The sequence below is a fragment of the Methylobacterium sp. Leaf102 genome, from assembly GCF_001422425.1.
Taxonomy (GTDB): domain Bacteria; phylum Pseudomonadota; class Alphaproteobacteria; order Rhizobiales; family Beijerinckiaceae; genus Methylobacterium.
On record NZ_LMMX01000037.1, the window covers coordinates 162,280 to 188,627 of the forward strand.

Annotated in this window: 23 protein-coding genes; 9 read left to right on the forward strand and 14 right to left on the reverse strand. The window is 68.5% G+C overall.

The window, feature by feature from the left end; genetic code table 11:
• Positions 1-51 precede the first annotated feature (51 nt).
• Together purH and ASF27_RS16880 are read left to right on the forward strand one after the other, a co-directional pair.
• Positions 52-1,659 (forward strand): bifunctional phosphoribosylaminoimidazolecarboxamide formyltransferase/IMP cyclohydrolase, encoded by a 1,608-nt coding sequence (purH, locus tag ASF27_RS16875; protein ID WP_056361903.1) that lies wholly within the window; start codon positions 52-54, stop codon positions 1,657-1,659.
• 56 nt (positions 1,660-1,715) lie between these two features.
• Complete coding sequence (locus ASF27_RS16880; RefSeq protein ID WP_056361906.1) at positions 1,716-3,068, forward strand: DUF2252 domain-containing protein; 1,353 nt, start codon at positions 1,716-1,718, stop codon at positions 3,066-3,068.
• A gap of 141 nt (positions 3,069-3,209) precedes the next feature.
• Here the strand turns inward: ASF27_RS16880 and ASF27_RS16885 are convergent, their stop codons facing one another.
• From ASF27_RS16885 to ASF27_RS16910, 6 genes are all read right to left on the reverse strand, one after another.
• Positions 3,210-4,955: an MFS transporter gene (locus tag ASF27_RS16885; protein WP_082479296.1), complete on the reverse strand. Its 1,746-nt coding sequence runs from the start codon at positions 4,953-4,955 to the stop codon at positions 3,210-3,212.
• A gap of 380 nt (positions 4,956-5,335) precedes the next feature.
• Positions 5,336-7,030, reverse strand: coding sequence for a cation acetate symporter (locus tag ASF27_RS16890; RefSeq protein ID WP_056173592.1), 1,695 nt, complete (start codon positions 7,028-7,030; stop codon positions 5,336-5,338).
• Positions 7,027-7,335: a DUF485 domain-containing protein gene (locus ASF27_RS16895; RefSeq protein WP_056361909.1), complete on the reverse strand. Its 309-nt coding sequence runs from the start codon at positions 7,333-7,335 to the stop codon at positions 7,027-7,029. The genes ASF27_RS16890 and ASF27_RS16895 overlap by 4 nt, the downstream gene beginning before the upstream one ends.
• 121 nt (positions 7,336-7,456) lie before the next feature.
• A complete protein-coding gene (acs, locus tag ASF27_RS16900; protein WP_056173597.1) occupies positions 7,457-9,406 on the reverse strand; it encodes an acetate--CoA ligase in 1,950 nt (649 codons plus the stop codon).
• A 152-nt stretch (positions 9,407-9,558) separates the two neighbouring features.
• On the reverse strand, positions 9,559-9,828 hold the full coding sequence (locus ASF27_RS16905) for a hypothetical protein (protein ID WP_082479258.1): 270 nt from the start codon (positions 9,826-9,828) through the stop codon (positions 9,559-9,561).
• A gap of 47 nt (positions 9,829-9,875) precedes the next feature.
• Positions 9,876-12,662, reverse strand: coding sequence for an ATP-binding protein (locus ASF27_RS16910; protein ID WP_056361911.1), 2,787 nt, complete (start codon positions 12,660-12,662; stop codon positions 9,876-9,878).
• 206 nt (positions 12,663-12,868) lie between these two features.
• Here ASF27_RS16910 and ASF27_RS16915 point away from each other — a divergent pair, with 206 nt between their 5' ends.
• Together ASF27_RS16915 and ASF27_RS16920 are read left to right on the forward strand one after the other, a co-directional pair.
• Entirely contained in the window at positions 12,869-13,360 is a 492-nt protein-coding gene (locus tag ASF27_RS16915) for a phasin (protein WP_056174137.1), read from the forward strand.
• A gap of 247 nt (positions 13,361-13,607) precedes the next feature.
• Positions 13,608-13,937 (forward strand): hypothetical protein, encoded by a 330-nt coding sequence (locus ASF27_RS16920; RefSeq protein ID WP_244481044.1) that lies wholly within the window; start codon positions 13,608-13,610, stop codon positions 13,935-13,937.
• Positions 13,938-14,054: 117 nt separating this feature from the next.
• On the opposite strand, the gene ASF27_RS16925 is transcribed toward ASF27_RS16920, so the two are convergent.
• The 7 genes from ASF27_RS16925 to ASF27_RS16955 form a co-directional block, all read right to left on the reverse strand.
• Entirely contained in the window at positions 14,055-14,708 is a 654-nt protein-coding gene (locus ASF27_RS16925; protein ID WP_056262098.1) for a L,D-transpeptidase, read from the reverse strand.
• A gap of 105 nt (positions 14,709-14,813) precedes the next feature.
• Positions 14,814-15,620, reverse strand: coding sequence for a transglutaminase family protein (locus ASF27_RS16930; RefSeq protein ID WP_056305909.1), 807 nt, complete (start codon positions 15,618-15,620; stop codon positions 14,814-14,816).
• Between the two features lie 74 nt (positions 15,621-15,694).
• Entirely contained in the window at positions 15,695-16,615 is a 921-nt protein-coding gene (locus tag ASF27_RS16935) for a transglutaminase family protein (RefSeq protein WP_056262094.1), read from the reverse strand.
• Positions 16,616-16,713: 98 nt separating this feature from the next.
• Positions 16,714-17,253, reverse strand: a complete 540-nt coding sequence (locus tag ASF27_RS16940; RefSeq protein ID WP_056362194.1) for a response regulator — start codon at positions 17,251-17,253, stop codon at positions 16,714-16,716.
• A gap of 212 nt (positions 17,254-17,465) precedes the next feature.
• A complete protein-coding gene (locus tag ASF27_RS16945) occupies positions 17,466-18,638 on the reverse strand; it encodes a transglycosylase SLT domain-containing protein (RefSeq protein WP_056173621.1) in 1,173 nt (390 codons plus the stop codon).
• Between the two features lie 107 nt (positions 18,639-18,745).
• Positions 18,746-19,852, reverse strand: a complete 1,107-nt coding sequence (leuB, locus tag ASF27_RS16950) for a 3-isopropylmalate dehydrogenase (protein ID WP_056361917.1) — start codon at positions 19,850-19,852, stop codon at positions 18,746-18,748.
• Positions 19,853-19,937: 85 nt separating this feature from the next.
• Entirely contained in the window at positions 19,938-20,900 is a 963-nt protein-coding gene (locus ASF27_RS16955; protein ID WP_056173627.1) for a polyprenyl synthetase family protein, read from the reverse strand.
• A gap of 28 nt (positions 20,901-20,928) precedes the next feature.
• Here ASF27_RS16955 and mtgA point away from each other — a divergent pair, with 28 nt between their 5' ends.
• The 3 genes from mtgA to ASF27_RS16970 all read left to right on the forward strand — a co-directional run bounded on the left by mtgA (position 20,929) and on the right by ASF27_RS16970 (position 23,490).
• Positions 20,929-21,699, forward strand: a complete 771-nt coding sequence (mtgA, locus tag ASF27_RS16960) for a monofunctional biosynthetic peptidoglycan transglycosylase (protein ID WP_244481029.1) — start codon at positions 20,929-20,931, stop codon at positions 21,697-21,699.
• 151 nt (positions 21,700-21,850) lie between these two features.
• On the forward strand, positions 21,851-22,891 hold the full coding sequence (locus ASF27_RS16965) for a DUF4424 family protein (RefSeq protein ID WP_244481030.1): 1,041 nt from the start codon (positions 21,851-21,853) through the stop codon (positions 22,889-22,891).
• A 32-nt stretch (positions 22,892-22,923) separates the two neighbouring features.
• On the forward strand, positions 22,924-23,490 hold the full coding sequence (locus tag ASF27_RS16970) for a hypothetical protein (RefSeq protein WP_056361922.1): 567 nt from the start codon (positions 22,924-22,926) through the stop codon (positions 23,488-23,490).
• Between the two features lie 48 nt (positions 23,491-23,538).
• Here ASF27_RS16970 and ASF27_RS16975 read toward each other — a convergent pair whose 3' ends face one another.
• A complete protein-coding gene (locus ASF27_RS16975; protein ID WP_056174143.1) occupies positions 23,539-24,780 on the reverse strand; it encodes an argininosuccinate synthase in 1,242 nt (413 codons plus the stop codon).
• Between the two features lie 178 nt (positions 24,781-24,958).
• Between ASF27_RS16975 and ASF27_RS16980 the strand changes: the two genes are divergently transcribed.
• Together ASF27_RS16980 and ASF27_RS16985 are read left to right on the forward strand one after the other, a co-directional pair.
• On the forward strand, positions 24,959-25,588 hold the full coding sequence (locus tag ASF27_RS16980; RefSeq protein WP_056262085.1) for a 2-hydroxychromene-2-carboxylate isomerase: 630 nt from the start codon (positions 24,959-24,961) through the stop codon (positions 25,586-25,588).
• Positions 25,589-25,654: 66 nt separating this feature from the next.
• On the forward strand, positions 25,655-26,344 hold the full coding sequence (locus ASF27_RS16985) for a DsbA family protein (protein ID WP_056262084.1): 690 nt from the start codon (positions 25,655-25,657) through the stop codon (positions 26,342-26,344).
• The last annotated feature ends 4 nt before the right edge of the window (positions 26,345-26,348 follow it).

Sequence of the window (26,348 nt, forward strand, 5' to 3'; positions counted from 1 at the left end):
TTTCGTGTTAGGCGCCGGGCGGTTCCATCGCTTTCGACCGGACAGCCTTCCATGTCGCATGATCAGGTGCGGGTGACCCGCGCGCTCCTTTCCGTCTCGGACAAGGCGGGGCTCGTCGCGTTCGCCCGGGCCCTCGACGCACGCGGCATCGCCCTCGTCTCCACCGGCGGCACCCACCGCGAACTCCAGGCCGCGGGCCTGCCTGTGGCGGAAGTCGCCGATCTCACCGGCTACCCCGAGATGATGGACGGACGGGTCAAGACCCTGCACCCGGCGGTCCATGGCGGCCTCCTGGCGGTGCGCGACAATCCCGAGCATCAGGCCGCGCTCGCCGCTCACGGCATCGCCGCGATCGACCTCCTCGTGGTCAACCTCTACCCGTTCGAGGCCACCATCGCGCGTGACGCATCCTACGACGACTGCGTGGAGAACATCGATGTCGGCGGTCCGGCGATGATCCGCGCGGCGGCCAAGAACCACGCCGACGTGGCCGTGGTGGTCGATGTCGCCGATTACGGCGCGATCCTCGCCGAGCTCGATGCCCAGGGGGGCTCCCTCTGCGGCGGCACGCGCCGGGCGCTCGCGGGCAAGGCCTTCGCACGCACCGCCGCCTACGACGCGGCCATCGCCAACTGGATGGCAGGGCAGAGCGAGGGCACGGCCGGGACCTCGGCTCCGGCCTTCCGCGCCATCGGGGGGAGCCTCGCGCAAAGCCTGCGCTACGGCGAGAACCCGCATCAGAAGGCCGCCTTCTACCGGGCGCCGGGGCTCGTCCGCGCCGGAATCGCCAGCGCGCGCCAGCTCCAGGGCAAGGAGTTGTCCTACAACAACTTCAACGACACCGACGCGGCCTACGAATGCGTTGCCGAGTTCGATCCCGCCCGCGTCGCCGCGGTGGCGATCATCAAGCACGCCAATCCGTGCGGGGTCGCCGAGGGTGCGAGCCTCGTCGAGGCCTACGAGCGGGCCCTCGCCTGCGACCCGACCTCGGCCTTCGGCGGCATCGTCGCCCTGAACCGGACGCTGGACGCCGAGGCCGCGGCGCGGATCGTCGAGATCTTCACCGAGGTGATCATCGCGCCCGATGCGAGCCCCGAGGCCATCGCCATCGTGGCGGGAAAGAAGAACCTCCGGCTGCTCCTCGCCGGCGGCCTGCCCGACCCGCGCGCGACCGGCGAGACGGTGAAGACGTTGTCCGGCGGCTTCCTCGTTCAGGACCGGGATGCCGCCGTCATCGACGACATGCCGCTGGATGTGGTGACGAAGCGCGCGCCCACCGAGCGGGAATACGCCGACCTGCGCTTTGCCTACCGCATCGCCAAGCACGTGAAGTCGAACGCCATCGTGTATGCCCGCGACGGCGCCACCGTCGGCATCGGCGCCGGGCAGATGTCGCGGGTGGATTCCTCCCGCATCGCCGCCTGGAAGGCCGCCGAGGGTGCGGCGCGCATCGGAGCCGCCGAGAGCCTCGCCAAGGGTGCGGTGGTCGCCTCGGATGCGTTCTTCCCGTTCGCCGACGGCCTCCTCGCCGCGGCCGAAGCCGGTGCGACGGCGGTGATCCAGCCGGGCGGCTCCATGCGGGACGCCGAGGTGATCGCCGCCGCCGACGCCGCCGGCCTCGCGATGGTGTTCACCGGACACCGCCACTTCCGGCACTGATCTCGCAGGGCGCGCCGCCCGCGCAACGTGCCGCATCCCGACCGAGGCCTACCTCCATGACCGACACCCAGACCTCATCCCGCCGTGGCGAGCGCCGCGCGGCCGGCAAGCGCCTGCGCGATTCGGTGCCGCGCGAGTCCCACGCCGAATGGCAGCCGGCGCCGGGTCGCGATCCCCTGGCGATCCTGAACGCCGGCGATTCCGGCCGGCTCATCGAACTCATTCCCCTGCGCCACGAGCGCATGCGGGCGAACCCCTTCGCCTTCCTGCGCGGGGCCGCCGCCGTGATGGCCGCCGACCTCGTCGGTGCGCCGGCGCCGGGCATCCCGGTCCAGGCTTGCGGCGACTGCCATATTGGCAATTTCGGAGTGTATCGCAGCCCCGAAGGGCAGACCCTGTTCGACATCAACGATTTCGACGAGACCCTGTGGAATGTCGACTTCACCATCGACGTGAAGCGCCTCGCCGCCAGCGTCGCCGTCGCGGCCCTGTCGCAAGGCGAGGACAAGGCGCGCCGCGCGGCCCGGGCCGGCGTGCGGGCCTACCGCGAGCATATGCGGGCGCTCTCCGACCTGGCTCCGCTGAGCGTCTGGCACAGCCGGATCGACCTCGGCCACGAGATCGGACGCCTCGGCGATGGCGACCTCTGCCGCAGTCTCCTGGCCAAGGCCGCCACCGAGACCTCCGACGGCCTCAGCCACGGGGACGCGCCCGACCTCGATCCGGCCACACAGCGTTCCGACCCGGCGCACTGGCGCATCGCCGACAAGGCTCCGACGATCTTCCATACCGGACCGAACGGCTTGACCGAGGCGGTCGACGAGGCGGCGGCGGCGCTGCTGACCTACCCGCAGAGCCTGACCGCCGACCGCAACCTCCTGGTGCTGCGCTACGTTCAGCGCGACGTGGCCTTCAAGGTCGTGGGGATCGGCTCCGTGGGCACGGTCTGCGCCGTCGGGATCTACGCCGATGCCGATGGGGCGCCGCTGTTCCTTCAGATCAAGGAAGCGCGGCCCTCGGTTCTGGCTCCCCTGGCCCTGAGCCCGTTCTTCCTTGCGTCGGAGGGCCAGCGCGTCATCGACGGGCAGCGCATCATGCAGGCGGCGAGCGACCCGTTTCTCGGCACGTCCCATTCCGGGCCGAGCGGCCGCTCCTATTACGTGCGGCAGCTGAAGAACAAAAAGCTCTCGGCCGTGGCCGAGATCCTCGCCGAGAGCGGGGCGAAGGCCTACGCGAAGCTGTGCGGAACCACCCTCGCGCGAGCGCATGCGCGCTCCGGCGACGCGACCACCATCGCGGGCTACCTCGGACGGGGGTCGGCTTTCGACGAGGCCATCGCCGAGTTCGCCATCCGCTACGCGCGGCAGACCCAGGCCGATCACGCCGCGATGGTCGACGCGGAGGGGTGAACGCCGGCTCCGGCCGATCCCGCTCGCATCCGACGAAAAAGGCCCCGTCCTGCGACGGGGCCTTTTCTCATCCGCTGCCCGAAGGCGGGCGACGTCCGGACGAATGTGCCGGATATCGTCCCCCTTCGGGGTCCATGAGGCTCAGGCCGAGCGGGCCGGTGCCTCGTCGTAGGTGAAGATATCGCGATCCTTGGTCTCGGGGATGAACAGGGCCCCGATGACGGCGGTCGCGAGGGCGATGACGATCGGGTACCAGAGGCCGAAGTAGATATCGCCGGTCTGGGCCACCATGGCGAAGGCAGTGGCCGGCAGGAGGCCGCCGAACCAGCCGTTGCCGATGTGGTAGGGCAGCGACATCGAGGTGTAGCGGATACGCGTCGGGAACAGCTCGACCAGGGCAGCCGCGATCGGGCCGTAGACCATCGTCACGTAGAGGACGAGGATCGTCAGGATGCCGATGATGGTCAGCTTCTGGGCCGAGAAAATGTCGATCATCTTGGCGAAGTTCGACAGGCCGTCCTTCGGGTCGATGACGATCTTCACGATGCTGGGGTTGTTGGCGGTCGGGTAGCCGGAGGCGGTGAGGGCGGCGCCGACATCCTTGGCGAAGGCCGGATCGGCGGCGGCGAACTCCTTGCCGGCGACGGTGACGGTGGCCTTGGTGCCGGCGGCGACCGGCTCTGTGGTGTAGTTCACCGCGGACCGGGCGAGCAGCGCCTTGGCAATGTCGCAGGAGTTGGTGAACTTGGCGGTGCCGACGGGATTGAACTGGAACGAGCAATCCGCCGGATCGGCCTTCACCACCACCTGGGTGTTCTGCTGGGCCGCGTGCAGGGCCGGATTGGCCGCAGCGGTCAGCGCCTTGAACAGCGGGAAGAAGGTCAGTGCCGCGATCACGCAACCGCCGAGGATGATCGGCTTGCGGCCGATCTTGTCGGAGAGCGCGCCGAAGAACAGGAACCCGCCGGTGCCGAGGATGAGCGACCAGGCGATGAGCACGTTGGCGGTGAACTGGTCGACCTTCAGGATCGTCTGCAGGAAGAACAGCGCGTAGAACTGACCGGTGTACCAGACCACGGCCTGGCCGGCGGTGAGACCGAGCAGGGCGAGGAGGGCCCACTTGGCGTTACGCCACTGGCCGAACGCCTCGGAGAGCGGCGCCTTCGAGCCGGTGCCTTCTTCCTTCATCTTCTTGAAGGCCGGGCTCTCCTGCATCTGCAGGCGGATCCAGACGGAGACGCCGAGCAGCACGATGGAGACCAGGAACGGGATGCGCCAGCCCCAGGCGGCGAACGGCGTGATGGTGCCGGCCGTGCCGTCGGCCAGGGTGGTGGCCACGGGGGCGTAGTTGGCGTTCACGTAGATCTGGGTGAACAGGATCACCATCAGCGACAGCAGCAGCCCCAGGGTCGCCGTGGTCTGGATGAAGGCGGTGTAGAAGCCGCGCCGGCCGCGGGGGGCGTGCTCGGCCACGTAGACCGCCGCACCGCCATACTCGCCGCCGAGCGCCAGGCCCTGCAGCATCCGCAAAGCCAGCAGCGCGACGGGGGCGACCCAGCCGACGCCGTACTCGTTCATGGTCGCGTAGGAGGGCAGCAGGCCGACGACGAAGGTCGAGATGCCCATGATCAGGATGGTGATGAGGAAGGTGTACTTGCGGCCGACCATGTCGCCGAGACGGCCGAACACCAGGGCACCGAACGGACGCACGAGGAAGCCGGCGGCGAAGGCCAGCAGGGCGAAGACGTTGCGCGTGGCTTCCGGGTAGGCGGAGAAGAACTGCGCCCCGATGATCGCTGCGAGCGAACCATAGAGGTAGAAATCATACCACTCGAACACGGTGCCGAGTGAGGACGCCAGGATGACCTTCTTCTCGCCAGCACTCATCGGCCGCGTGGCCGAATCGCTGACGGGCATTGCGCTTGACGCAACCATAACGACGTTTCTCCAGTATTTCGATCGCCCGAACGTTGTCCGCCCGTAGCTGTTGGACCCTTGTGCGTATCCAAGTTGTCGTGGCCCGGGGCGGCATGAACCGGCCCCAGGTCCGCGAGCGACGTTCCTGAATGCGTCGGGCCGAATGCTAAGCGACGCCTCGATTTCGCCCAATAGCGCCGCAGCAACGGAGAGTACCGAATTCGAAACGAATTCCGTGAAATGACAATTATTTTTTGTTCTGGGCGAGGATTAAAGCGTCCACCCATGCGTAAAGGGGCGCGGATTGCGCCGCGCCCCTTCAGATCTCGAGCTTTTCCGTCCTCGCAGCCTCAGTGTGCGTGCGCTCCGTCGGCACCGATTCCGGTCTCCGAGCGGATGAACTGTGCCTCGAACGACGCCCGTTCGGCCTGGGCCCGACGGGTGTTGTCGAGCTTCGAGACGACAAAGATCGTCAGGAAGGCGAGCGGCATCGAGAACAGGGCCGGGTTGTCGTAGGGAAAGATGGCGACCGGGTTGCCGAATGTGGTCACCCAGACGGCCTTCGACAGCACCACCATACCGACGGCTGCGACGAGGCCGACGAGACCGCCGATGAGCGCCCCCCAGGTCGTCGTGCCCTTCCACAGGATGGACATGGCCAGGACCGGGAAGTTGCAGCTCGCCGCCACCGAGAAGGCGAGGCCCACCATGAAGGCGACGTTCTGGTTCTCGAAGACGTACCCGAGGTAGATCGCCACGATGCCGATGACGACGGCGGCGATCTTCGAGAGACGCACTTCCGCCGCCTCGTTGGTGCGCCCGCGGGCGATCACCTGGGCGTAGAGGTCGTGGCTGACCGCAGAGGCACCCGCCAGGGTCAGGCCCGCCACCACCGCCAGGATGGTCGCGAAGGCCACGGCCGAGATGAAGCCGAGGAAGTACGGACCGCCCACCGCGTTGGCGAGGTTCACCGCCACCATGTTGGTGCCGCCGATCATGCCTTTCAGCTTGTCGAAGGCGCCGGCCGCATCGAGGTTGAAGTAGGCCGGATCGGACATCAGCAGGGAGATGCCACCGAACCCGATGATGAACGTGAGGATATAGAAGTAGCCGATCAGACCGGTCGCATAGAACACCGACTTGCGGGCGGCCTGGGCGTCCGACACCGTGAAGAAGCGCATCAGGATATGCGGCAGGCCGGCGGTGCCGAACATCAGGCCGACGCCGAGCGAGATCGCCTCGATCGGGTTGTTGACGAGGCCGCCCGGCGCCATGATCGCGTCACCCTTCGGGTGCGTGGCGACGGCGGCGGCGAACAGGGTCTCGGGGTTGAAGCCGTAGCGGTAGAGCACCGCGCCGGCCATGAAGGTGGCCCCGCCCAGCAGCAGGCAGGCCTTGATCACCTGCACCCAGGTGGTCGCCTTCATGCCGCCGAAGGCGACGTAGACGATCATCAGCACGCCGACGATGATGACGGCGTAGAGATAGGGCAGGCCGAACAGGAGCTGGATCAGTTTCCCCGCGCCGACCATCTGGGCGATCAGATAGAACGCCACCACCACCAGCGTGCCGGTGGCCGAGATGATGCGGATCGAGGTCTGGTCGAGGCGGAAGCTCGCCACGTCCGCGAACGTGAACTTCCCGAGATTGCGCAGGCGCTCGGCGATGAGGAACAGCACGATCGGCCAGCCGACGAGGAAGCCGGTGGAGTAGATCAGCCCGTCGAAGCCCGAGGTGTAGACGAGGCCGGAGATTCCGAGGAACGAGGCGGCCGACATGTAGTCGCCCGCGATGGCGAGCGAGTTGGTCCCGGCCGAGATGCCGCCGCCGGCGGCGTAGAAGTCGGCGGCCGACTTGGTGCCCTTGGCGGCCTTGTAGGTGATGCCGAGGGTGAAGATCACGAAGAACGCGAACATGCCGATGGCCGGCCAGTTCGTCGCCGATTTCGTGACGTTGCCGAGGTCCGGGCCGGCCGCGTAGGCGACGCTGGCGGCGAGGCCCGCGAGGGTGGTGCCGAGGACGATGGGGTGCCGGAGGCGGATCATCGGCCGAGATCCCGCTTCAGCGCGGCGGTCAGGTCATCGTAGCGGCCGTTGGCGCGCTGGACGTAGATGCCCGTGAGGATGAAGGCGAGCACGATCACGGTGACGCCTAGGACGAGGCCGAGGGAGGCGGTGCCGCCGCCGATCTTCACGGCCAGCAGCGCCTTGTCGAACGCGATGAGGCCGATGAAGCCGAAGTAGATCAACAGCATGATGGCGGTGAGCGTCCAGCCGAACCGCGTGCGCTCGTGGACGAGCTCTTGGAAACGCGGATTCTGCGCGACGCGCGCAGTCTTGAGATCCGACATGACATGATCCTCCCCGGGCGCTGTCTCTTGACGGACCAGCATCCCGTTGTGACGAAGCGTGTGTGCGAACGCAGGTGCGCGGGCATCGGAATGCCCGCGCGGATGATCGGACCGGTGTCGCTCAGTGAGTCCGGTTCTGGCGATTCTCGATGAGGTCGTCGACGACCGCCGGCTCGGCGAGGGTCGAGGTATCGCCGAGGGACGAGAACTCGTCCTCCGCGATCTTGCGCAGGATGCGACGCATGATCTTGCCCGAGCGGGTCTTCGGCAGACCGGGCGCGAACTGGATCAGGTCCGGAGACGCGATCGGGCCGATATCCTTGCGGACCCAGGCCACGAGCTGCTTGCGCAGGTCATCCGAGCCCTCCTCGCCCTCCATCAGGGTGACGTAGGCGTAGATGCCCTGTCCCTTCATGGCATGGGGATACCCGACCACCGCCGCCTCGGAGACCTTAGCGTGGGCCACGAGGGAGGATTCCACCTCCGCCGTTCCCATCCGGTGCCCCGAGACGTTGATCACGTCGTCGACACGCCCCGTGATCCAGTAATAGCCGTCGGCGTCGCGCCGGCAGCCGTCACCCGTGAAGTAGGTGCCGGGATAGGTCGCGAAGTAGGTCTGCTCGAAGCGCTCGTGGTCGCCGTAGACCGTGCGCATCTGGCCGGGCCAGGAATCGGCGATACACAGATTGCCCTCGCACGGACCGTCGAGGACCTTGCCTTCGGCATCGACGATGATCGGCTGCACGCCGAAGAACGGCCGGGTGGCCGAGCCGGGCTTGAGCTTGGTGGCGCCCGGCAGGGGGGTGATGAGGATGCCGCCGGTCTCGGTCTGCCACCAGGTGTCGACGATGGGGCACCGGGAATCGCCCACCACCTTGAAGTACCACTCCCAGGCCTCGGGGTTGATCGGTTCGCCGACGGAGCCGAGGACCCGCAGGGACGACCGCGAGGTCCGCTTCACCGGGGCTTCGCCGCCGCCCATGAGGGAGCGGATGGCGGTGGGCGCGGTGTAGAAGATGTTGACCTTGTGCTTGTCGACGACATCCCAGAAGCGGGAGTTCGACGGATAGGTCGGGATGCCCTCGAACATCAGCGTCGTGGCGCCGTTGGCGAGCGGCCCGTAGACGATGTAGCTGTGCCCCGTCACCCAGCCGACATCGGCGGTGCACCAGTAGACCTCGCCCTCGCGATAATCGAAGACGTATTGGTGCGTCATCGATGCGTAGACAAGGTAGCCGCCGGTGGTGTGGACCACGCCCTTAGGCTGGCCGGTGGAGCCGGAGGTGTAGAGGATGAAGAGCGGGTGCTCGGCCTCCACGGCCTCGGCCGGGCACTCGTCGGTGACCTGAGCGGCGGCCTCGTCGTAATAGACGTCGCGGCCCGGCTCCATGGCGACGTCGGAGCCCGTGCGGCGCACCACCACCACGTGGTCCACGGCGTCCTTGCCGAGACGCGCGATGGCCGCATCGACATTGGCCTTCAGCGGAACCTTGCGGCCGCCGCGCAGGCCCTCGTCGGCCGTGATGACGAGCTTGGAGGCGCAGCCCTCGATGCGGCCGGCGAGGGAATCCGGCGAGAACCCGCCGAACACGATGGAATGGATCGCCCCGAGCCGCGCGCAGGCGAGCATGGCGTAGGCGGCCTCGGGAATCATCGGCAGGTAGAGGGTGACGCGGTCACCCTTCGAGACGCCGCGATTGCGCAGCACGTTCGCCATCCGGCAGACTTCGGCGTGAAGCTGACGGTAGGTGATGTGCTTGGATTCCGTCGGGTCGTCGCCCTCCCAGATGATCGCGACCTGATCGCCGCGTGTCTCGAGGTGGCGATCGATGCAGTTGTAGGCGACGTTGGTGCGTCCGTCCTCGAACCACTTGATGTCGATATTGCCCGGCTCGAAGCTCGTCTGCTTCACCTTGGTGAACGGTGTGGACCAGTCGATCCGCTTGCCGTGCTCGCCCCAGAATGCGGCAGGGTCGTCGACGGAGGCCCTGTACATGGCCTGATACTTCGCATCGTCCACATGGGCACCTTCGACCCACTCGGTGCGGACTGCCACCACCTTCTCGTCCATGACGTTTTCCCTGAGCGGTGCCCGATCGTATCGCGATGATCCGCGCAGCCGGGGCTTCCCAAAACCTTCTTATGCTTAGGGGGATAGTCGCTGCAAGCACCTTACCGGCGAGACTTCTGGACAGGTTGCCCGAAGATCGGGCGGTGGCGCAGTCAGTTGCAGCCGGTGCAGATTCCCGACCCGATCTTGCGGTCGAGGGTGCGCTCCCGTCGGGTCGGCTCGGCGGATTCCCGGGGGCTCGCGCCGTCGAGGGCCCGGCCCGGCGGCTTGGTCACCCCGGTGGAGGTGATGTTGCGAAATTCGCCGGCGGATTCGAGGTTCTTCAGGGGCGCCGCGTCCGTCCCCTGCGCCGGGGCGGGGGTGGCGGCCAAGGCCATCAGACCTGCGACCAGGAACACACGGCTCCATACGATCCTGAGCATGGGAACCTCCTGCTTTTTCAGACAACGCGCGGAGCCTGCGCGAGGTTCTAGCCTTCCGCGCGCCGGCTCGCCTGGGCTGCGGGGAACAGCATCTCCACCAGGGTGCCCTCGTCCTTGCGGCTGGTGATCCGGAACTCGCCGCGGTTGGCCTCCACCAGGGCCTTGGTGATCGGCAGGCCGAGGCCGGTGTCTCCACCCGGGCGCGGGCCCTGCACCGGCGCGGCGCGGTAAGGCTCCAGCAGGGTCTCGATCTCGTCGGGCGTGAGGCCGATGCCGGTGTCGCGGACCCTGAGGGCGATCTCGCCCCGGTCGGCCATGGTGGTGGAGACGATGACCTGACCGCCGGCCTCGGTGAAGCGGATCGCATTGGCGATGACCGTCAAGGCCGCCTGACGCAGGGAGCGTTCGTCGGCGAGCAGCGGCGCGAGATCGGCGGAGAAACTCGTCCGCACCACGATGCGCTCGCGCGCGGCCTCCGGCTGCATCTGAGCGACGCAGCGCGAGACGAGATCGTTCAGGGGAATCTCGGTGAAGTCGAGATCGAGATGCCCGGCCTCGATCCGGGCGAGGTCGTTGAGATCGTCGACGAGGCCCAGAACCTCCGAACCGGATTTGCGAATGTCGTCGAGGTAGTTGCGGTAGCGCTCGTTGCCCAGGGGACCGAAGGGCTCGGTGAGCATCAGATCCGTGAACCCGAGGATGCCGCTCATCGGCGTCCGGATGGCGTGGCTGACGCGCGCCAGGAACGCCGATTTCCGAACGTTCGCCGTCTCGGCGAGACGCAGGGCCTCCGAGGAGGAGGACGCTGCATCCTGGGTGAGCCGCACATCCGGCCCGCGCTGCGGACGAAGGATCGCGCAGAGCCGGGTCTCGGCGTCGCGCGGGACCGTGCGGATGGTCAGCCGGAGGGGGAGGGGGCCGTCCGGCCCGCGGGCGATCACTTCGCAGGCCGCTTCGCCGGGGGACGATCCCGGTTCGGGAACGCCATGCGTGGCGGCCAGCACGTCGACGGCGCTTTCAGGCGCGAACAGACTGAGGAAACTCTCACCCACGACCTCGCGGGGATCGGCACCGAACAGAGCGGCGGCCGCACGGTTGAGGGCGAGGATGCGGGCGCTGTCGTCCAGGGTGACGACCCCCTCGTCGAGGGCGTCGAGGATGCCGAGGGCGTCCTGGGCACGGCGCGCGGCGAAATCCTGCGCGATCCGCTCAGCCGTTCGTGCGCGGGCCGGTTCGTCCTTCACAGCGTCGCGCGCGAGAAGAATTTCGGCCGGGCGGCCGCACCAATCGATGGCCGAGCGCTGGAGTTCGACGCCGCGATGGGCGCCGTCGCGCGCCGTCAGGATCGCGGGCGCGTCGCTCGTCGGGCGTTCGTGCGGGGGCAGGCCGCGGAACAGGTGAGCAATGCCGCCGGCCGCCACGAGGGCCGGGAAATCGGGAAACCCGGCGAGATCGAGGAGCGTGCGGTTGGCGAACAGGACGTCGTCGCCCCGATAGACGAGTACGCCCGTGGGCAGGCGTTCGAGCGTGGCGACCACGGCCGCGTCCGGCGCCGGCTCCTCCGGCTCAGGCGCCCGGGGCGGCGGTCCGGGAAATGCCATCACGGCGCCGCTCGGGTTGGCACGTCCCTCGTCGCGCGAAGCCTCCGCCAGATCGTCGCCGGCGAAACGCGCACCCAGGGCGCGGGCGATCTCGCGGAACGCCGCATGCTCGTGAGTCGTCAGGGACTCGTGGGTCACCGGTGTTTCTTGGGTCACCGGTGTTTCTTGGGTCACCGGTGTTTCTTGGGTCACCGGTGTTTCTTGGGTCACCGGTGTTTCTTGGGTCGTCGGGGATAGATCGACGTCCGGGGCCGGCGTGCCGGATGCGGCTTCCGACGGCGAGGGTTCCGAGATCAGCTCGTCCGGCGCGGTCTCGAGTCGTTGCGTCGGGTCCTCCTGTGGTGCGGCCTCGGAGAGTGGTACCGGGGTGGGGGGGGTCGGGACGACCGCTTCGGGTTCGGATACAGCAGCGGCCTCGACGCCGCGCACGATGCCGAAGCCCGCGAACCCGCGTGGCGGCTGTCCGGTGCGCGCCAGCGGCGCCCCGGACAGGTCGAGTTCGACGACACGGCTCGGGCCGGCGAGGTGGATGCCCAAGGGGATCGCCCGGAACGTGCGGTTGGCGGCGAGGACGGCGAGCAGACCTTCGGCATCCCGGGCGATGCCGCCTTGCGACAACGCGGTCCAGGATCGCCCGACGATCGCGCCGCGAAGGAGTGCGCCGGCCGGACCGTCCACACGCACGAGGGTGCCGGCCGCATCGGTCGTCCAGGTGAAGCGCGGAACGGCGCTCGGCTCGGCTGGCACATCCGCGGGCACATCCGCCTCCGCCGCAGGCAGGGAGGACGCGGCGGGCGGGACCGTCTCGGGACGCCCGCTCGGAGCAGCCGGCACGACGGGGCGCAGTCGGGGAACGGCCTCCGTCAGGACGAGAACCCGCACGACGCGACCGTCGGACACCGTCCCCAGAACCACGAGACAGGTCGTCGGCGGGGCAAGGCCGCGCCGGTCGAACCGGATTCGGGTCAGGGCGGGCCGGGGCGTCGCCTGGATCTGCGCAGCGAGACGAAGGCTCAGCAGGACGACCCCGTTCGCGTCCGCGATGGCATGCGCCAAAGGACGTGCCGCACTGGATGCGTGGACGAGGCGGGTACCGGCCTCGTCGAAGATCAGCAGGGCGCAGCCGGGCATGCTCAGGAGCGGCCCGAGGCGCGGTTCGCCCCCGAGACTCCGCACCAGGGCTCCCAGCGCCGCATCGTCCGGGACAAGCCCTTCGACCCCGTTATCGAACATTCGCACCCGTTTCACGTGGCGAGCTTATGGAGAGGATGTTTTCTCTTAACCCCAGCCGGGCCGGAGAGTGGACATCAATCGGTGGCGCCACACGTTTACCTGTTGTCAATCTTAATGCAGCCGCACAGGGTGGCATAGGGCGGACGGTGTGTTATTGTGCAGCGCACAACGAACGAATCAACAAGCAGTCCAAGAAGGAGAGGATGATGACCAGCACCCCGAATTATGAAGTCCCCGCCGAGATGCGCGACTTCGCCGAGAAGAGTGTCGATCAGGCCCGCAAGGCGTTCGATTCATTCATCAGCGCTGCCCGTCGCACAGCCGATACGGTCCAGGGTTCGGCCGAGACCGCCCGCACCAGCGCGCACGACGTGTCCGCCCGCGGCTTCGAGTTCGCCGAGCAGAACGTGACGGCGGCCTTCGACCTCGCCCAGAAGCTGGTCCGCTCGCGCGACCTCCAGGAGGCCATGCAGCATCAGGCCGAGTTCGTCCGCAGCCAGTTCGCGGCGATCCAGGCGCAGGCCAAGGAGTTCGGCGGTCTCGCTCAGACGGCGATGCAGCAGAGCGCAGAGAAGGCCAAGGGCGTCATGCAGGAATCGGCCGAGCAGGCCCGCAAGGCCATGGAGCAGGGTGCCGAAGCCGCGCGTAAGGCCGGCGCCGACACCGAGCAGGCCCTGCGCAACGCCACCAACAACTGAGATCCGGCTCGTCCGAGATCCCGGTTCGGTCAAGCCACCGATCGACGCCCGACGGCTCGTCCCGCATCCCAGCGGGGCGGGCCGTTTTCGTCGTCGCCATATTCCTAGGCGCCATGCTCGAAAACCCGATTCCCCTCCGCGCCGCGATGCCTTAACGGTTGCGCCCCGCCGGGCGTCCCGCCACGAGCGGACCGGATGAATCGAGGAGCTGCGTATCCCGATGCGACCTGCCTACCGAATCAGCGTGATGGTCGCGGCCCTGACCGCCGTGCTCGGGTCCCAAGGCGCCAGCGCACAATACTACGACGACGGCTACGACCGTCCGCCGCCGCGCCGCTACTACGACGACCGTGGGCCGCCGCCGCGCCGCGCCTATGACGATCCCTACGGGCGTCCGCCGCCGCGCCGGGTCGCGACGGGCCTCAATTGCGATGCCGTGCAGTCCGGTCTCACGGGCTTCAAGCCCTATTCCTGTCCCTTGCCGGGGCCGCGCCCCCTCGGTGTGCGCTGCTTCTGCGACATGCCCATCGCCTCGTTCAGCACGCCGCAGACCGCCGTCGGCCGGGTGGTCCCGTAACGGACCGGCCTGGCCCCCATCTCCTGCACCCCGCCTACGGACACGAAATCGCCGCCCCCTCGAACGAAGGGGCGGCGCTTTCGATTTACGTCGGTTTCTGGCCGGCGCCCGAAAGGATCAGTTCAGAACGACGACCTTGGCGCCGACCCGGACACGCTCGTAGAGGTCGGTGACGTCCTCGTTGGTCATACGGATGCAGCCCGAGGAGACCGCCTGCCCGATGGTGTCCGGCTCGTTGGAGCCGTGGATGCGGTACTCGGTGTTGCCGATGTACATGGCCCGTGCGCCGAGGGGGTTCTCGACTCCGCCGGCCATGTAACGCGGCAGATCGGGACGGCGGGCAATCATGGCGGCGGGCGGAGTCCACGACGGCCATTCCTTCTTGGCCGTCACGGTCTTCGTGCCAGACCACGTGAAGCCCGGGCGACCGACGCCGACGCCGTAGCGGATCGCCTCGCCACCCGGCAGGACGAAGTACAGCCGGCGCTCGGAGGTAGAAACCACGACGGTCCCGGGCTTGTAGTCGCCCCGGAAGGCGACGAGTTCACGTGGGATCGGAGCCACCTGCGCCTGGGGAGCGGCCTGGACACCCTGGCCGACCGTGCCCTGGTAGCCATAGGGGCTCGCGCCGGTCTGCCCGTAAGCGGGGTCGGCGTAATAGTCTTCGCCGGCATCGCCGCCGAAGGGATCGTAGGGGTTCGCCAGCACCGGGCTGCTGGACAGGACACAGACGCTGAGAATGCCCGCGAGGGCGGAGGCCAAGGTCTTCATCGTTGATGCCTTACCTGAAGCGTAACCTTTGCTATACAAGCGTAAGCGTAGGGTGCCGGTTCCACGAGGCCCTGAAGATTTCGTTTCTCCGCCGATCGCGCGCGATCAGAACACCTCGTCGGTGTGCACGTCGAAGCGGGCGAGGTGCGCGTAGCCGAAGTTGGTGGTGATCGCCACGTCCGTGGCATCCCGGCCCCGGGCCATGACGATGCGGCCGATGCGCGGCGTGTTGTGGCGGGCGTCGAAGGTGTACCAGCCTCCGTCGAGATAGACCTCGAACCAGGCCGAGAAATCCATCGGATCGGGCACGGGCGGAATCCCGATGTCGCCGAGATAGCCGGTGCAGTAGCGTGCCGGGATGTTCATGCAGCGACAGAAGGCGACCGCAAGGTGCGCGAAGTCCCGGCACACGCCCTGGCGCTGCATGAACCCATCCCAGGCCGTGCGGGTGGCGTCCGCACACATGTAGTCGAAGCGGATCCGCTCGTGGACGTAGTCGACGATGGCCTGAACCCGGCCCCAGCCCATGGGCGTGCCGCCGAACAGGGACCAGGCCGTCTCGGACAGCTTGTCCGTGTCGCAGTAGCGGCTGCCGAGGAGGTAGACGAGCACGTCCGACGGGAGGTTCTGGACCTCGATCTGCTGTGCCCAGGGGGCGTACACGTCGGGCTGCCCGGAATCCTGCACGATGAAATCGGCCGAGATGGTCAGCCGCCCCGTCGGCGTGACGATGCGCGTGAGGATGTTGTCGAAGACGTCACGGTATTCCTGCGACGGGATCGGCGGATCGAAGGTGATCATATGCGGCGTGAGCAGGTCGGGCATCCGGGAGGGATGGACGCTCAGCGCCAGGATCATGGGGGTCGGCTGAGCCGATTCGAAGGCGATGTCGAACCCAGTCCTGATCTTCATGACGCTTACCCAATCTCTCGAATTTGAAATGTCGTGTCCCGCGGGAAGATCCGGGCAATGCAGTAATTGGACCGTCAACGCGCGATCATAGGGTCCGGAACCCGTGCATCGCCAGCACCCGGCTCGACTTCATCCACGGCGACGCTCACGGTCATGCCGAGGTCGTCCGCGGGAAACCCGAAGAAGGAGCCGTGCAGGGGCACGGCTTGGCGCGGATCGCGGGCAACGGCGACGCGGATCAGGTCGCGGTTGCCCACGATCCCGTTGGTCGGATCGAATTCGATCCAGCCGGCACCCGGCAGGTAGACCTGCACCCAGGCATGGGTGGAGCCGCCGCCGACATGGCGTTCACGGTCGCCACGCGGGTTGTAGAGGTAGCCGGAGACGAACCGTGCGGCCATGCCAAGCGCCCGCACGGCCTCGATCATCAGCACGGCGAAGTCGCGACAGCTCCCGCGCTTCAAGCGCAGGGTGGTGACCGGGTCCTGGACGCCCTTCTCCGAGCGAGCGAGGTAGGCGAAGTTGCGCCGAACGCTGCGGGTCATCTCGGCGAGGAGATCCTGGGTCGCGATCCGGCCGTTGGGCGGGACGAAGCCGCGGGCCCAGGCGTCGACCTCGTTGCGCGGATCGGGATGCTGCCGCTCCATCGAGCGGCTGAGGTCGGGGATGTCATCGGCGCCGTAGCCGAACGGGTAGAAGGCCGCGTGCGGGGCGAGCGGGAAGATCGGCGCGAGTTCGGGCGTGTGATCGAGGGTGATGGTGCAGTCGAAGGTCAGGGTAGAGGCCCGCCCCTGGAAGGACGCCACGGCGACGCAATTGCCGAACACGTCGTGCAGCCAGCGCAACGACACCGGCTCGGGCGTGATCTTCAGGGCGGCGGAGAGGAGCCGCTGATCGTAACTGTCGCGCGGCCGGAACATGATCCGGTGCTCGCCGAACGCCACCGGCTGACGATAGCGATACGTGGTGATGTGGCGGACGGACAGAATCGGCACGAATCGGCTCCACCGCGCCGGGCGACGCGGTCTCGTCCTCGATTAATGCAAGAGGTGCGCCCAAGCGAGATGGTGCGATGCAAAAGGCGGGGTTGCCCTCAGGGCAGGATCGGCTGCGGCTCGGAGCAGGCCCGCTCCGCCTCGCCAAGAAGGTCCATCGGACGCCACGGCTTCGGGATGAACACAGCCTGAGGGGCGAGGCTGCCCGGTCGCTGCGTGCGCTGGCCCGAGGTGACGACGAGCCGGGTCATCGGCCACAGCAGGGCGATCGCGGACGCGAGCTGAACCCCATCCATGACGCCCGACAGATGCACGTCGGCAAACACCAGGGACACGTCGCCGCCACGCGTGCGCATGATCTCGATGGCCGCCTCGGCGCTGTCGCACCCCACGACACCGAGTTCGGTCTCTTCGAGCAAGGCCTCCGCCAGGGCCCGGGTGGTCGCGTCATCCTCGACCACGAGGGCGAGTTTGCCCGATTTGGAGGTGGGCTTGCCGGCGATGGGGCTGGCGACGGCGGGTGCGGGCTCGGGTTGGCGAACCTGGCGCACGAGGGCGGCCAAGTGCTCGGGCACCCCTTCGGCGATGAGATCGTCGTAGAACGAGGCCAGGGCCTGACCGATTCGGTCGAGGGACAGGCTCGGGCTCAGGGTGTCGGCGGGACCGAACACACCTCCCTCTGGCACGCGACGGTGCGGCGTGCCGTTCGTATCGGCCTCGAAATCGGCCAAGCGGAGCCTCCAGCGTTACGGTCTCGTGGTGGGCCGAGTGTCGGACACACCTACATTAAAGCCGGGAGGGCACGCTGGGTTGCCGAAAATCCATCGTGCGTTCGCGATGCGGGCGCGGATCAGTCCGCGGAGGCGTCCGCATAGGCCATGACGCCGGCCACGGAGCGGACATCCCGGTAACGGGCGCCGCGCGCGCTCATCATCGCCTCGAACTTCTCGTGAACCTGGGCCACGGACAGGCTCGTCGCCTTGCGGCGTCCGCGCTGAGCCGCGAAGAAGATCGTCTTGTTGGCGCGCGCGGGCCCCGGCAGCATCTGGGCGGCGGCGGCCTTGGGCTTGTCGGCAACGGTGGCGAGGAACTCCTCGGCGTCGTCCGGTCCGAGGAAGTGGGCGAGATAGACCTCCCCCAGCGACAGGTCGCGGCCGATGCGCAGGGCGATGCGGGCGGCGTCGCGCTTGAGCATCTCACCGGCCATGAGGGCGGAGAGGTAGGGGTCGCGGCGCAGTTCGAGGATGCGGGTGCGCTCGGCCGGATCGGCGACGGCGGGGCGGCCGTTGTCGCCCGTCGTCACGAGGGCGGCGTCCTGCGTCAGCCCGTGCTTGGGTCCGAAATCACGCACCACGCCGAGCCAGGTCCGCTCGATGAACTGGAACAGGCCGGTGGCCGAGGAGGTCTGGGCCTGCACCTCGGTCTTGAAGCTCGATTCCTTATCGGCCACCGCCATGAGCAGCACCGGGTCGGTCTGCACGGCCTGGGCCGCGCGGACGATCTTCTGCACGAGGTGGCGGCGGATCTTCATCGGGCCGAATTCGAGGACGTCGTTGGGATCGCCCACCGCGCTTTCGGTGATGAGGAAGTCGTACGAGACCCGGTCGACGGCGTTGGAGCCGAGTTCGGTATCGAGGTCGTGGATCGGCGCGAAGGCGGCCGACGCGGAGAGGACGCTCGCAGGAGTCCCGAGAATGGCGGGCGGGGCGATCTGAACGCGCGGGCGGGGCATCGCCACGGTGGTCATGGCCTGAGCCGACTGAACCACGCCACCGAGGCCGGACCCGGCCGGACCGACCCCGTTGAGGAGGGCCACGCTGAGCCCACCGACCAGGAGCGTCACCAGGAGGACGGAGCGCGTCAGCGCCGCCCGGCTGCCGTGTTCGCGGCCGACGCGGCCGCCGAGGGTCAGGGCGTCGGAAGTGGGGGACGAAACGATCGCGGCGGAACGACCGCGGAGGGGACCCTTGACGGGACCGTTGGCGAGGGCAGTCCGTGACGATCCGACCGTGCGACCCTGCATGTGCTCTCTTCGTCCCCGCGGCTGGTAACTACGGGGAGAGATTAACTTGACAGATGTGGCGACAACACGGCTCCGCTCGTGGCGAAGCCGTGGCAGCCGAGTTTTCCTCAGCCGATGCGCGCCTTGAGGGCGGCCACGACGGCATCGCCCATCCCGGCGGTGCCGAGCGCCTGTGCGCCCTCGGCGGCGATGTCCCGGGTGCGGGCGCCACTGGCGAGGGCGTCCGTGATCGCGCCGTCGAGGAGATCCGCCGCCTCGCCGAGGCCGAACGAGTAGCGCAGTGCCATGGCCAGCGACCCGATCATCGCGAGGGGGTTGGCGATGTCGCGCCCGGCGATGTCCGGTGCCGAGCCGTGCACGGGCTCGTAGAGGGCTTTTCGCGAGCCCTTGTCATCGACGGCGCCCAGCGACGCCGAGGGCAGCATGCCCAGGGACCCGGTGAGCATGGCGGCCACGTCGGAGAGCACGTCGCCGAACAGGTTGTCGGTCACGAGCACGTCGTACTGCTTCGGGCGGCGCACGAGCTGCATGGCGCAATTGTCGGCGAGCACGTGCTCCAGGGCCACGTCCGTGTACTCGGCATGGACCCGGGTGACGACCTCCTTCCACAGGACGCCGGACTTCATCACGTTGTGCTTCTCGGCCGAGGCGACCCGGCCCGAACGCTTGCGCGCCAGATCGAAGGCGACGTGGGCGATGCGCTCGATCTCGCCCGTGGTGTAGACCTGGGTGTCGACGGCGCGCTTCGACCCGTCGGGCAGGGTGGTGATCTCCTTCGGCTCCCCGAAGTACACGCCGCCGGTGAGCTCGCGTACGATCATGATGTCGAGGCCCTCGACGAGCTCGCGCTTGAGGGCGGAGGCGTCGGCGAGCGCCGGGTAGCAGATCGCCGGACGCAGATTCGCGAACAAGCCCAGATCCTTGCGCAGGCGGAGAAGGCCCGATTCGGGGCGGATCTCGTAGGCGACGTCGGCCCATTTCGGACCGCCGACGGCGCCGAGCAGCACCGCATCGGCCGCATCCGCCCGGGCGAGGGCCGCGTCGGTGAGCGCCACGCCATGGGCGTCGATGGCGCGGCCGCCGACGAGGTCGTGCTCGGTCTCGAACGCCGCGATGCCGGCCTGCCCCAGGAAGCCGATCACCGTCTCGACCTGTGCCATCACCTCGGGGCCGATGCCGTCGCCGGGCAGGAGGAGGAGCTTGTAGGTGGTCATGGGATCAACTCGCCTGGGTTCATCGTCCCGTCGGACGCTGTACGATGGGCTGCGGCGGAGCCGCAGCATTTGGGGTTGCGGGTGTTCAGACCTTCCGCGCCACGGTGAACCGCGCCGCGTCCCGCAGGATCTGGGCCCTGTCGCCCCAGGCCGAGACCGCATCCTCGCAGACGCCCACGAGACGGTCGCACTCCGCGCGTGCGCCGTCGAGGCCGAGGCGGTCGACGAGGGTGGCCTTGCCGGCGTCCTTGTCCTTGCCCGTCGCCTTGCCCATGGCTTCCGCCGAGGCTTCGCGGTCGAGGATGTCGTCGGCGATCTGGAAGGCCTGACCCAGGGCGTGGCCGTAGCGCAGGAGCGCGCGACGCTGGTCCGGCGTCGCGCCACCCACGATGGCGCCGGCCTCCACCGAGAAGGCCAGGATCGCGCCGGTCTTCATGGCCTGGAGCTGCAAGGTATCGTCGACGGTGAGCGAGACGGCTCCGAAGCGCCCTTCCGCCCCGAGATCGAGGAGTTGGCCGCCGACCATGCCGCCGAGCCCCGAGGCCTTGGCGAGGCCGAGTACGAGATCGGCCCGGATGGCAGGATCGGGCTGCCAGGCCGAATCGGCCAGGACTTCGAAGGCCAGAGTTTGAAGCGCGTCGCCGACCAGGATCGCGGTGGCCTCGTCGTAGGCCTTGTGCACGGTCGGCTTGCCGCGCCGCAGGTCGTCGTCGTCCATGGCCGGCATGTCGTCGTGGACGAGGGAGTAGCAATGCACGAGTTCGATGGCCGAGCCGGCGGCGAGCGCCCCGGCCTCGGGGCCGCCGAGCATGCGGGCGGTCTCGACGGCGAGGAACGGGCGCAGGCGCTTGCCGCCGCCGAGCACGGCGTGGCGCATGGCCTCCATCAGGCGCACGGGGCGGGTGATCTCGCCGGCTTGCGTCTCGGCGGTCAGGCGGTCGGCGAGCCAGGCCTCGACGGTGTCGGCCACCGTGGCGAGCCTGTGGGAAAACGCGTCGACCGGGGCATCCGCCTTGACCGAAGCGTGAGATCCTTGCGTTGACGTCATGGTCGGGCGGGCCTTCGGAAGTGTGAGCGTGGCGCGAGCGGAGGAGGTTCGAATTCAGGACGAGGCCGAGAGTGCCGAGCGGCCCCTGCGTCGCAGGCCGCCCCAGGCAGCCGCACGCCCGGCCCGTGGCCGCGGCCTGCGCAGGCTCGTCGGCCTCGTGCTGCTGGTGCCCGCCCTCGCGGTGGGTTTCCTGCTCGTCATGGCGCTCGTCTATAGCGCGGTGACCCCGCCCTCAACCCTGATGCTCGGGCGATGGGCGGCCCTCAAGGCCGTCAACCGGCAGGCCGTGGCCCTGTCGGCGATCTCGCCCCACCTCGTCCAGGCGGTGATCGCCTCGGAGGACCAGCGGTTCTGCCTGCATGGCGGCGTCGATTGGAACGCCCTTCGGGACGTGGTCGACGACGAGGAAGGCCCGAGCCGCGGCGCCTCGACGATCTCGATGCAGACCGTGAAGAACGTGTTCCTGTGGCCGGGGCGGTCAGTCCTGCGCAAGGGCCTCGAGATTCCCCTGGCCCTGGCGACGGATGCCCTGTGGGGCAAGCGCCGGATGCTCGAGGTCTACCTCAACGTCGCCGAGTGGGGCGAGGGGGTATTCGGAGCCGAAGCCGCGGCGCAGCGCTGGTTCGGCAAACCCGCGCGCGACCTGACGCGCGCGGAGGCGGCCCTGCTCGCGGCGGTGCTGCCCAATCCGATCCTGCGAAACCCGGCCCTGCCGTCGCGCGGCGTTCGCGCGGCGGCCGCTCGCATCCAGGCCCGAATGAACGGGGTGGGCGGGCTGATGGGCTGCCTCAAACGATAGCCCCACCTCGACACCCGGGGCGCGGACGCGGCGGCGGGAAACGCCGTCGCGGTTCGTGACCCGCGTTTGAGGATTTCTCGATGCGGCCGACGTGATATCGCGATCCGCCCGGCGATTCGGCGCCGGCCTCGATTCCGGACGATCGCACGCCATGCTCCGCATGCTCCCACGCCCATCCCTCCGCGTTGCGGCCGTCCTCCTGTCGGCGAACCTGTTCACATCGGTCTCGGTCTCGCCCGCCCGGGCGAACGACAGCGCGGCGGAACTCGACGCCGGCGGTCTCGTCCTGGTGAAGGACCGAGACATCGGTCTCGTTCGCGAGGATCTGCGCATCGGCCTCGAACGAATCACCGTGCGCTACGTCTTCCGCAATCGCTCGGCGAGCCCCCGCACCGTGCGGGTGGCCTTCCCGCTGCCCCCCATCGATGGCGCCGAACTTTCTTTTTCGGCCCAGGATCTGCCCGACGAATCGAGCGCCAACTTCGTCGGCTTCACGGTGGCGGTGGACGGCATACCCCTGACCCCGCAACTCGAGGAGCGCGCCTTCCTCGGGGACCGCGAGGTCGGCGATCTCCTGCGCAAGCACGCCATTCCCCTCAACCCCATGCGGCGCGACGACCTCGCCAAGGCGCTGGCCAAGCTGTCGCTGCCCGCACGGGCCGAACTCGTCGCCGCGAAGCTGATTCCGGAGGAAGCCGAGATGGGCGAGGGCCTCTGGCGCAGCGAAGCGAAATTCCATTGGGACCAGACGTTTCCGCCCGGGCGCGACCTCGTCGTCGAGCACGTCTACCGGCCGGTCAACGGCAGTCTGCTGATCGGCGAGAGCGACCTCAAGGACCAGGCTTTCCGCGCCCGCTACTGCCTCGACGATGCGGGGGCGGCGGGGCTGCGCCGGATCATCGCCGCCGCGGGGGCGAAGCCGGTCGATGCGGGCGGAGGCCCGAACGCCGTCGTCCGCGCCGTGGTGGTTCCCTACATCGTCACCACGGCACGCAACTGGGCCGGCACCATCGGGACCTTCGCGCTCACCGTCGACAAGGGGCATCCCAAGACCCTGGTGAGCCTGTGCCGAAACGGCCTCGTCAAGACCGGCCCCACGACCTTCGCCTTCACCGCCACCGACTTCGTACCCGATGCCGATCTGAGGGTGCTCTACGTCTCGCCGGATGCGGAGGCGCTCGGCATCCGTTAGAGGAGGCCGGAACGCTTCCAGAGAGACACGCGATGACCGAGCCGACCTTCGAACTCACCCTGGAGCGCATCGCGCTGATCCGCCGGATGGTGGTGGCCTGGAACCGGGAGGGGAGCGGCGCCCCCATCGTCCATCCGGACGCGCCCTACGGCAGCACGGATCGGGACGGCGACATCTTCAATGTCACCGGCGACGACGACGGCGCGGACGAGGAGCACCGGACCCTCGGCGACGGGCTGGCGGTGTTCTGCGCGAACGCAGTCCTCAAACCGGGGCGCTACGCCTATCACAACACCCTGGCCAAGCTCGATTCGGCCGATGTCGGCGACGTGTTCCGTGACGAGAACACCGGCGAGACGCCGGAGCACGTCACCTTCGACATCACAGCCGAGCATATCGCCCTGGTGCAGGCCCTGAACGTGGTGTGGGACACGACCCGCGACGTGCCGGCCATCGACGTGACCCACCCGTACGGTACGGCGTCGGAGTCGCCGGTCCTGCACCACGAGATGCAGCCGGCCCTGCAGATCTTTTTGCGGTACGCCGATCTCGGACCGGGGATGTTCCGGCGGGGCGCGACCGGCTGGGTCTCGGCCTGACGATCGGTCCGAAAAGCCCTCCCCCGGGACGGGGGAGGGTGCGGAGGATCAGGCGCCGAGCTTCTTCTTGCGCTGGGCGAGGGTGCGCAGGCGCAGGGCATTGAGCTTGATGAAGCCCGCCGCGTCGCGGTGATCGTAGGCCACGGCCCCTTCCTCGAAGGTGACGAGGTCCTGATCGTAGAGGGAGTTCGGGCTGGTGCGGCCGATCACGTGGATGCCGCCCTTGTAGAGCTTCAGCCGGACCTCGCCGGTGACCATCTCCTGGCTCTTGTCGATGAGGGCCTGGAGCATTTCCCGCTCCGGTGAGAACCAGAAGCCGTTGTAGATCAGCTCCGCATATTGCGGCATGATCTGGTCCTTGAGGTGCGCCGCACCCCGGTCGAGGGTGATCGACTCGATGGCGCGGTGGGCCGGCAGCAGGATGGTGCCGCCTGGCGTCTCGTACATGCCGCGGCTCTTCATGCCGACGAAGCGGTTCTCCACGAGATCGAGGCGGCCGATGCCGTTGTCGTGGCCGAGCTGGTTGAGCTTGGCGAGCAGCGAGGCTGGCGACAGCGCCTCGCCGTCGATGGAGACGGCGTCGCCCTTCTCGAAGCCGATGGTGACGATGGTGGGGGTATCGGGCGCCTCTTCCGGCGACAGCGTGCGGGAATAGACGTAGTCTGGCACCTCGTCGGCGGGATCCTCGAGCACCTTGCCCTCGGAGGAGGCGTGCAGGAGGTTGGCGTCCACCGAGAACGGGCTCTCGCCGCGCTTGTCCTTCGAGATCGGGATCTGGTGCTGTTCGGCGAAGGCGATGAGCTGCTCGCGGCTCTTCAGGTCCCACTCACGCCACGGGGCGATGACGGTCACGTCGGGCTTGAGCGCATAATAGCCGAGCTCGAACCGCACCTGATCGTTGCCCTTTCCGGTGGCGCCGTGACAGACGGCATCCGCGCCGAGGCGCTCGGCGATCTCGATCTGCTTCTTCGCGATCAGCGGCCGGGCGATGGAGGTGCCGAGGAGATAGACCCCCTCGTAGACCGCGTTGGCGCGAAACATCGGGAAGACGTAGTCCCGCACGAACTCCTCGCGCAGATCCTCGATGAAGATGTTCTCGGGCTTGATGCCGAGGAGCTCGGCCTTCTTGCGCGCCGGCTCCAGTTCCTCGCCCTGGCCGAGATCGGCCGTGAAGGTGATGACCTCGCAGCCATAGGTGGTCTGCAGCCACTTCAGGATGATCGAGGTGTCGAGACCGCCCGAATAGGCTAGCACGACCTTGTTGACGGGCTTCGGGTTCGCGTCTGGCATCGGACTCGCTTCGGGTTCGGACATCGGGCGTCTGGCGCGGCTTATCAGCGGAGCGATGGACGGTGCAACCGCCGTGCCGCCGACGCGTTCGTCAGCGTGACAGTGGCCCTGGCGACCTTGCCCCCGTCGCTTCCAGGGGCCAATCTGGCCGCTTCCAGAGAATCCGGAGATTCGACGTATGCCGCGCCGGCCGACCCTCGAATTCTGGTACGAGTTCGCATCCACCTATTCCTATCTCTCGGCCATGCGGATCGACGCCCTCGCGGACGCGGCCGGCGTCGAGGTGCGCTGGCGGCCCTTCCTCGTCGGGCCGATCTTCGCCGCCCAGGGCTGGAACTCATCACCGTTCAACCTCTACCCGGCCAAGGGTCGGAACATGTGGCGCGACGTGGAGCGCGAGGCCGCCCGGATCGGCCTGCCGCCGGTGACGCGTCCCGATCCGTTCCCGCAGAACAGCCTCAGCGCCACGCGGGCCGCCACCTACGGCATGGACCACGACTGGCTCGTGCCGTTCTCGAAGGCGGTCTACGAGGCCGAATTCGCGCGCGGACAGTCCATCGCCGAACCACCCGCCGTGGTCGCCCTGCTCAACGGCCTCGGCCTCGACGGGACGATCATCCTCAAGCAGGCGGCGTCGGAAACGAACAAGGGGCGCCTGCGCGTCAACGGCGAGGAGGCGCGCTCACGCGGGATCTTCGGCGCACCAACCTTCCTCACCGGCGACGGCGAATTGTTCTGGGGCAACGACCGCCTCGAGCAGGCGCTCGCCTGGGCGGCGGGCGACCGGCCCGGGGCCATGCGGGAGTAGGCGTTTCGCCCCGAGCCGATCGGGATTAGAACCGGGCCCGACCTCTCCTCGATCCCGGGCCGCCCCATGCGCTTCGACCGTCGGCATTTTCTCGCCTCCACCGCCGCCATCGGCCTCGCGGGCGCCGGCCGGGCGTTCGCCCAGGGCTACGGCCAGACCTACAAGGTCGACAGCGACGAGGGCCGCCCCGTCGCCAACATGCGCCTGCCCGGCGAGATCGTCGGCGAGATTCCGGGCCTGAAGGGGGTGACCTATATCGGGCCCGCCGAGGCCGAGACGACCCTGTACGAGTTCTTCGACTACAATTGCCCGTACTGCCGAAAGGCCGCCTCCGACATGGTTTCGCTGGCGGAGAGCGATCCCACCTTGCGCATCGGCCTCGTCAACAATCCGATCCTCGCGCCCCAATCGGCCCAGGCCGCCAAGGTGGTGCTGGCCGTGCAACGCCGGCTCGGCTCGGCCGCCGCATGGAGCCTGTACCGAACCCTTCTCGCCGGACGCGGCACCATCGACGGTACCGGCGCCCTCAGGGCCGCGGCCAAGCTCGGCGTGCCGTCCGCCGAGCTGGAGACCATCGGCGACAGCGAGGAAGTCCGCCTCGCCCTGAAGGCCCAGATGCGGATGGCGGCCGATCTCGGACTTGCCGCCACACCGTCCTACGTGCTCGGCAACACGGGCCTCCTCGGGCATCCCGGCGCCAAGTCCCTGGCCCGGATGATCGCGGCCACGCGGCGTTGCGACCGGATCGCCTGCTGACGCC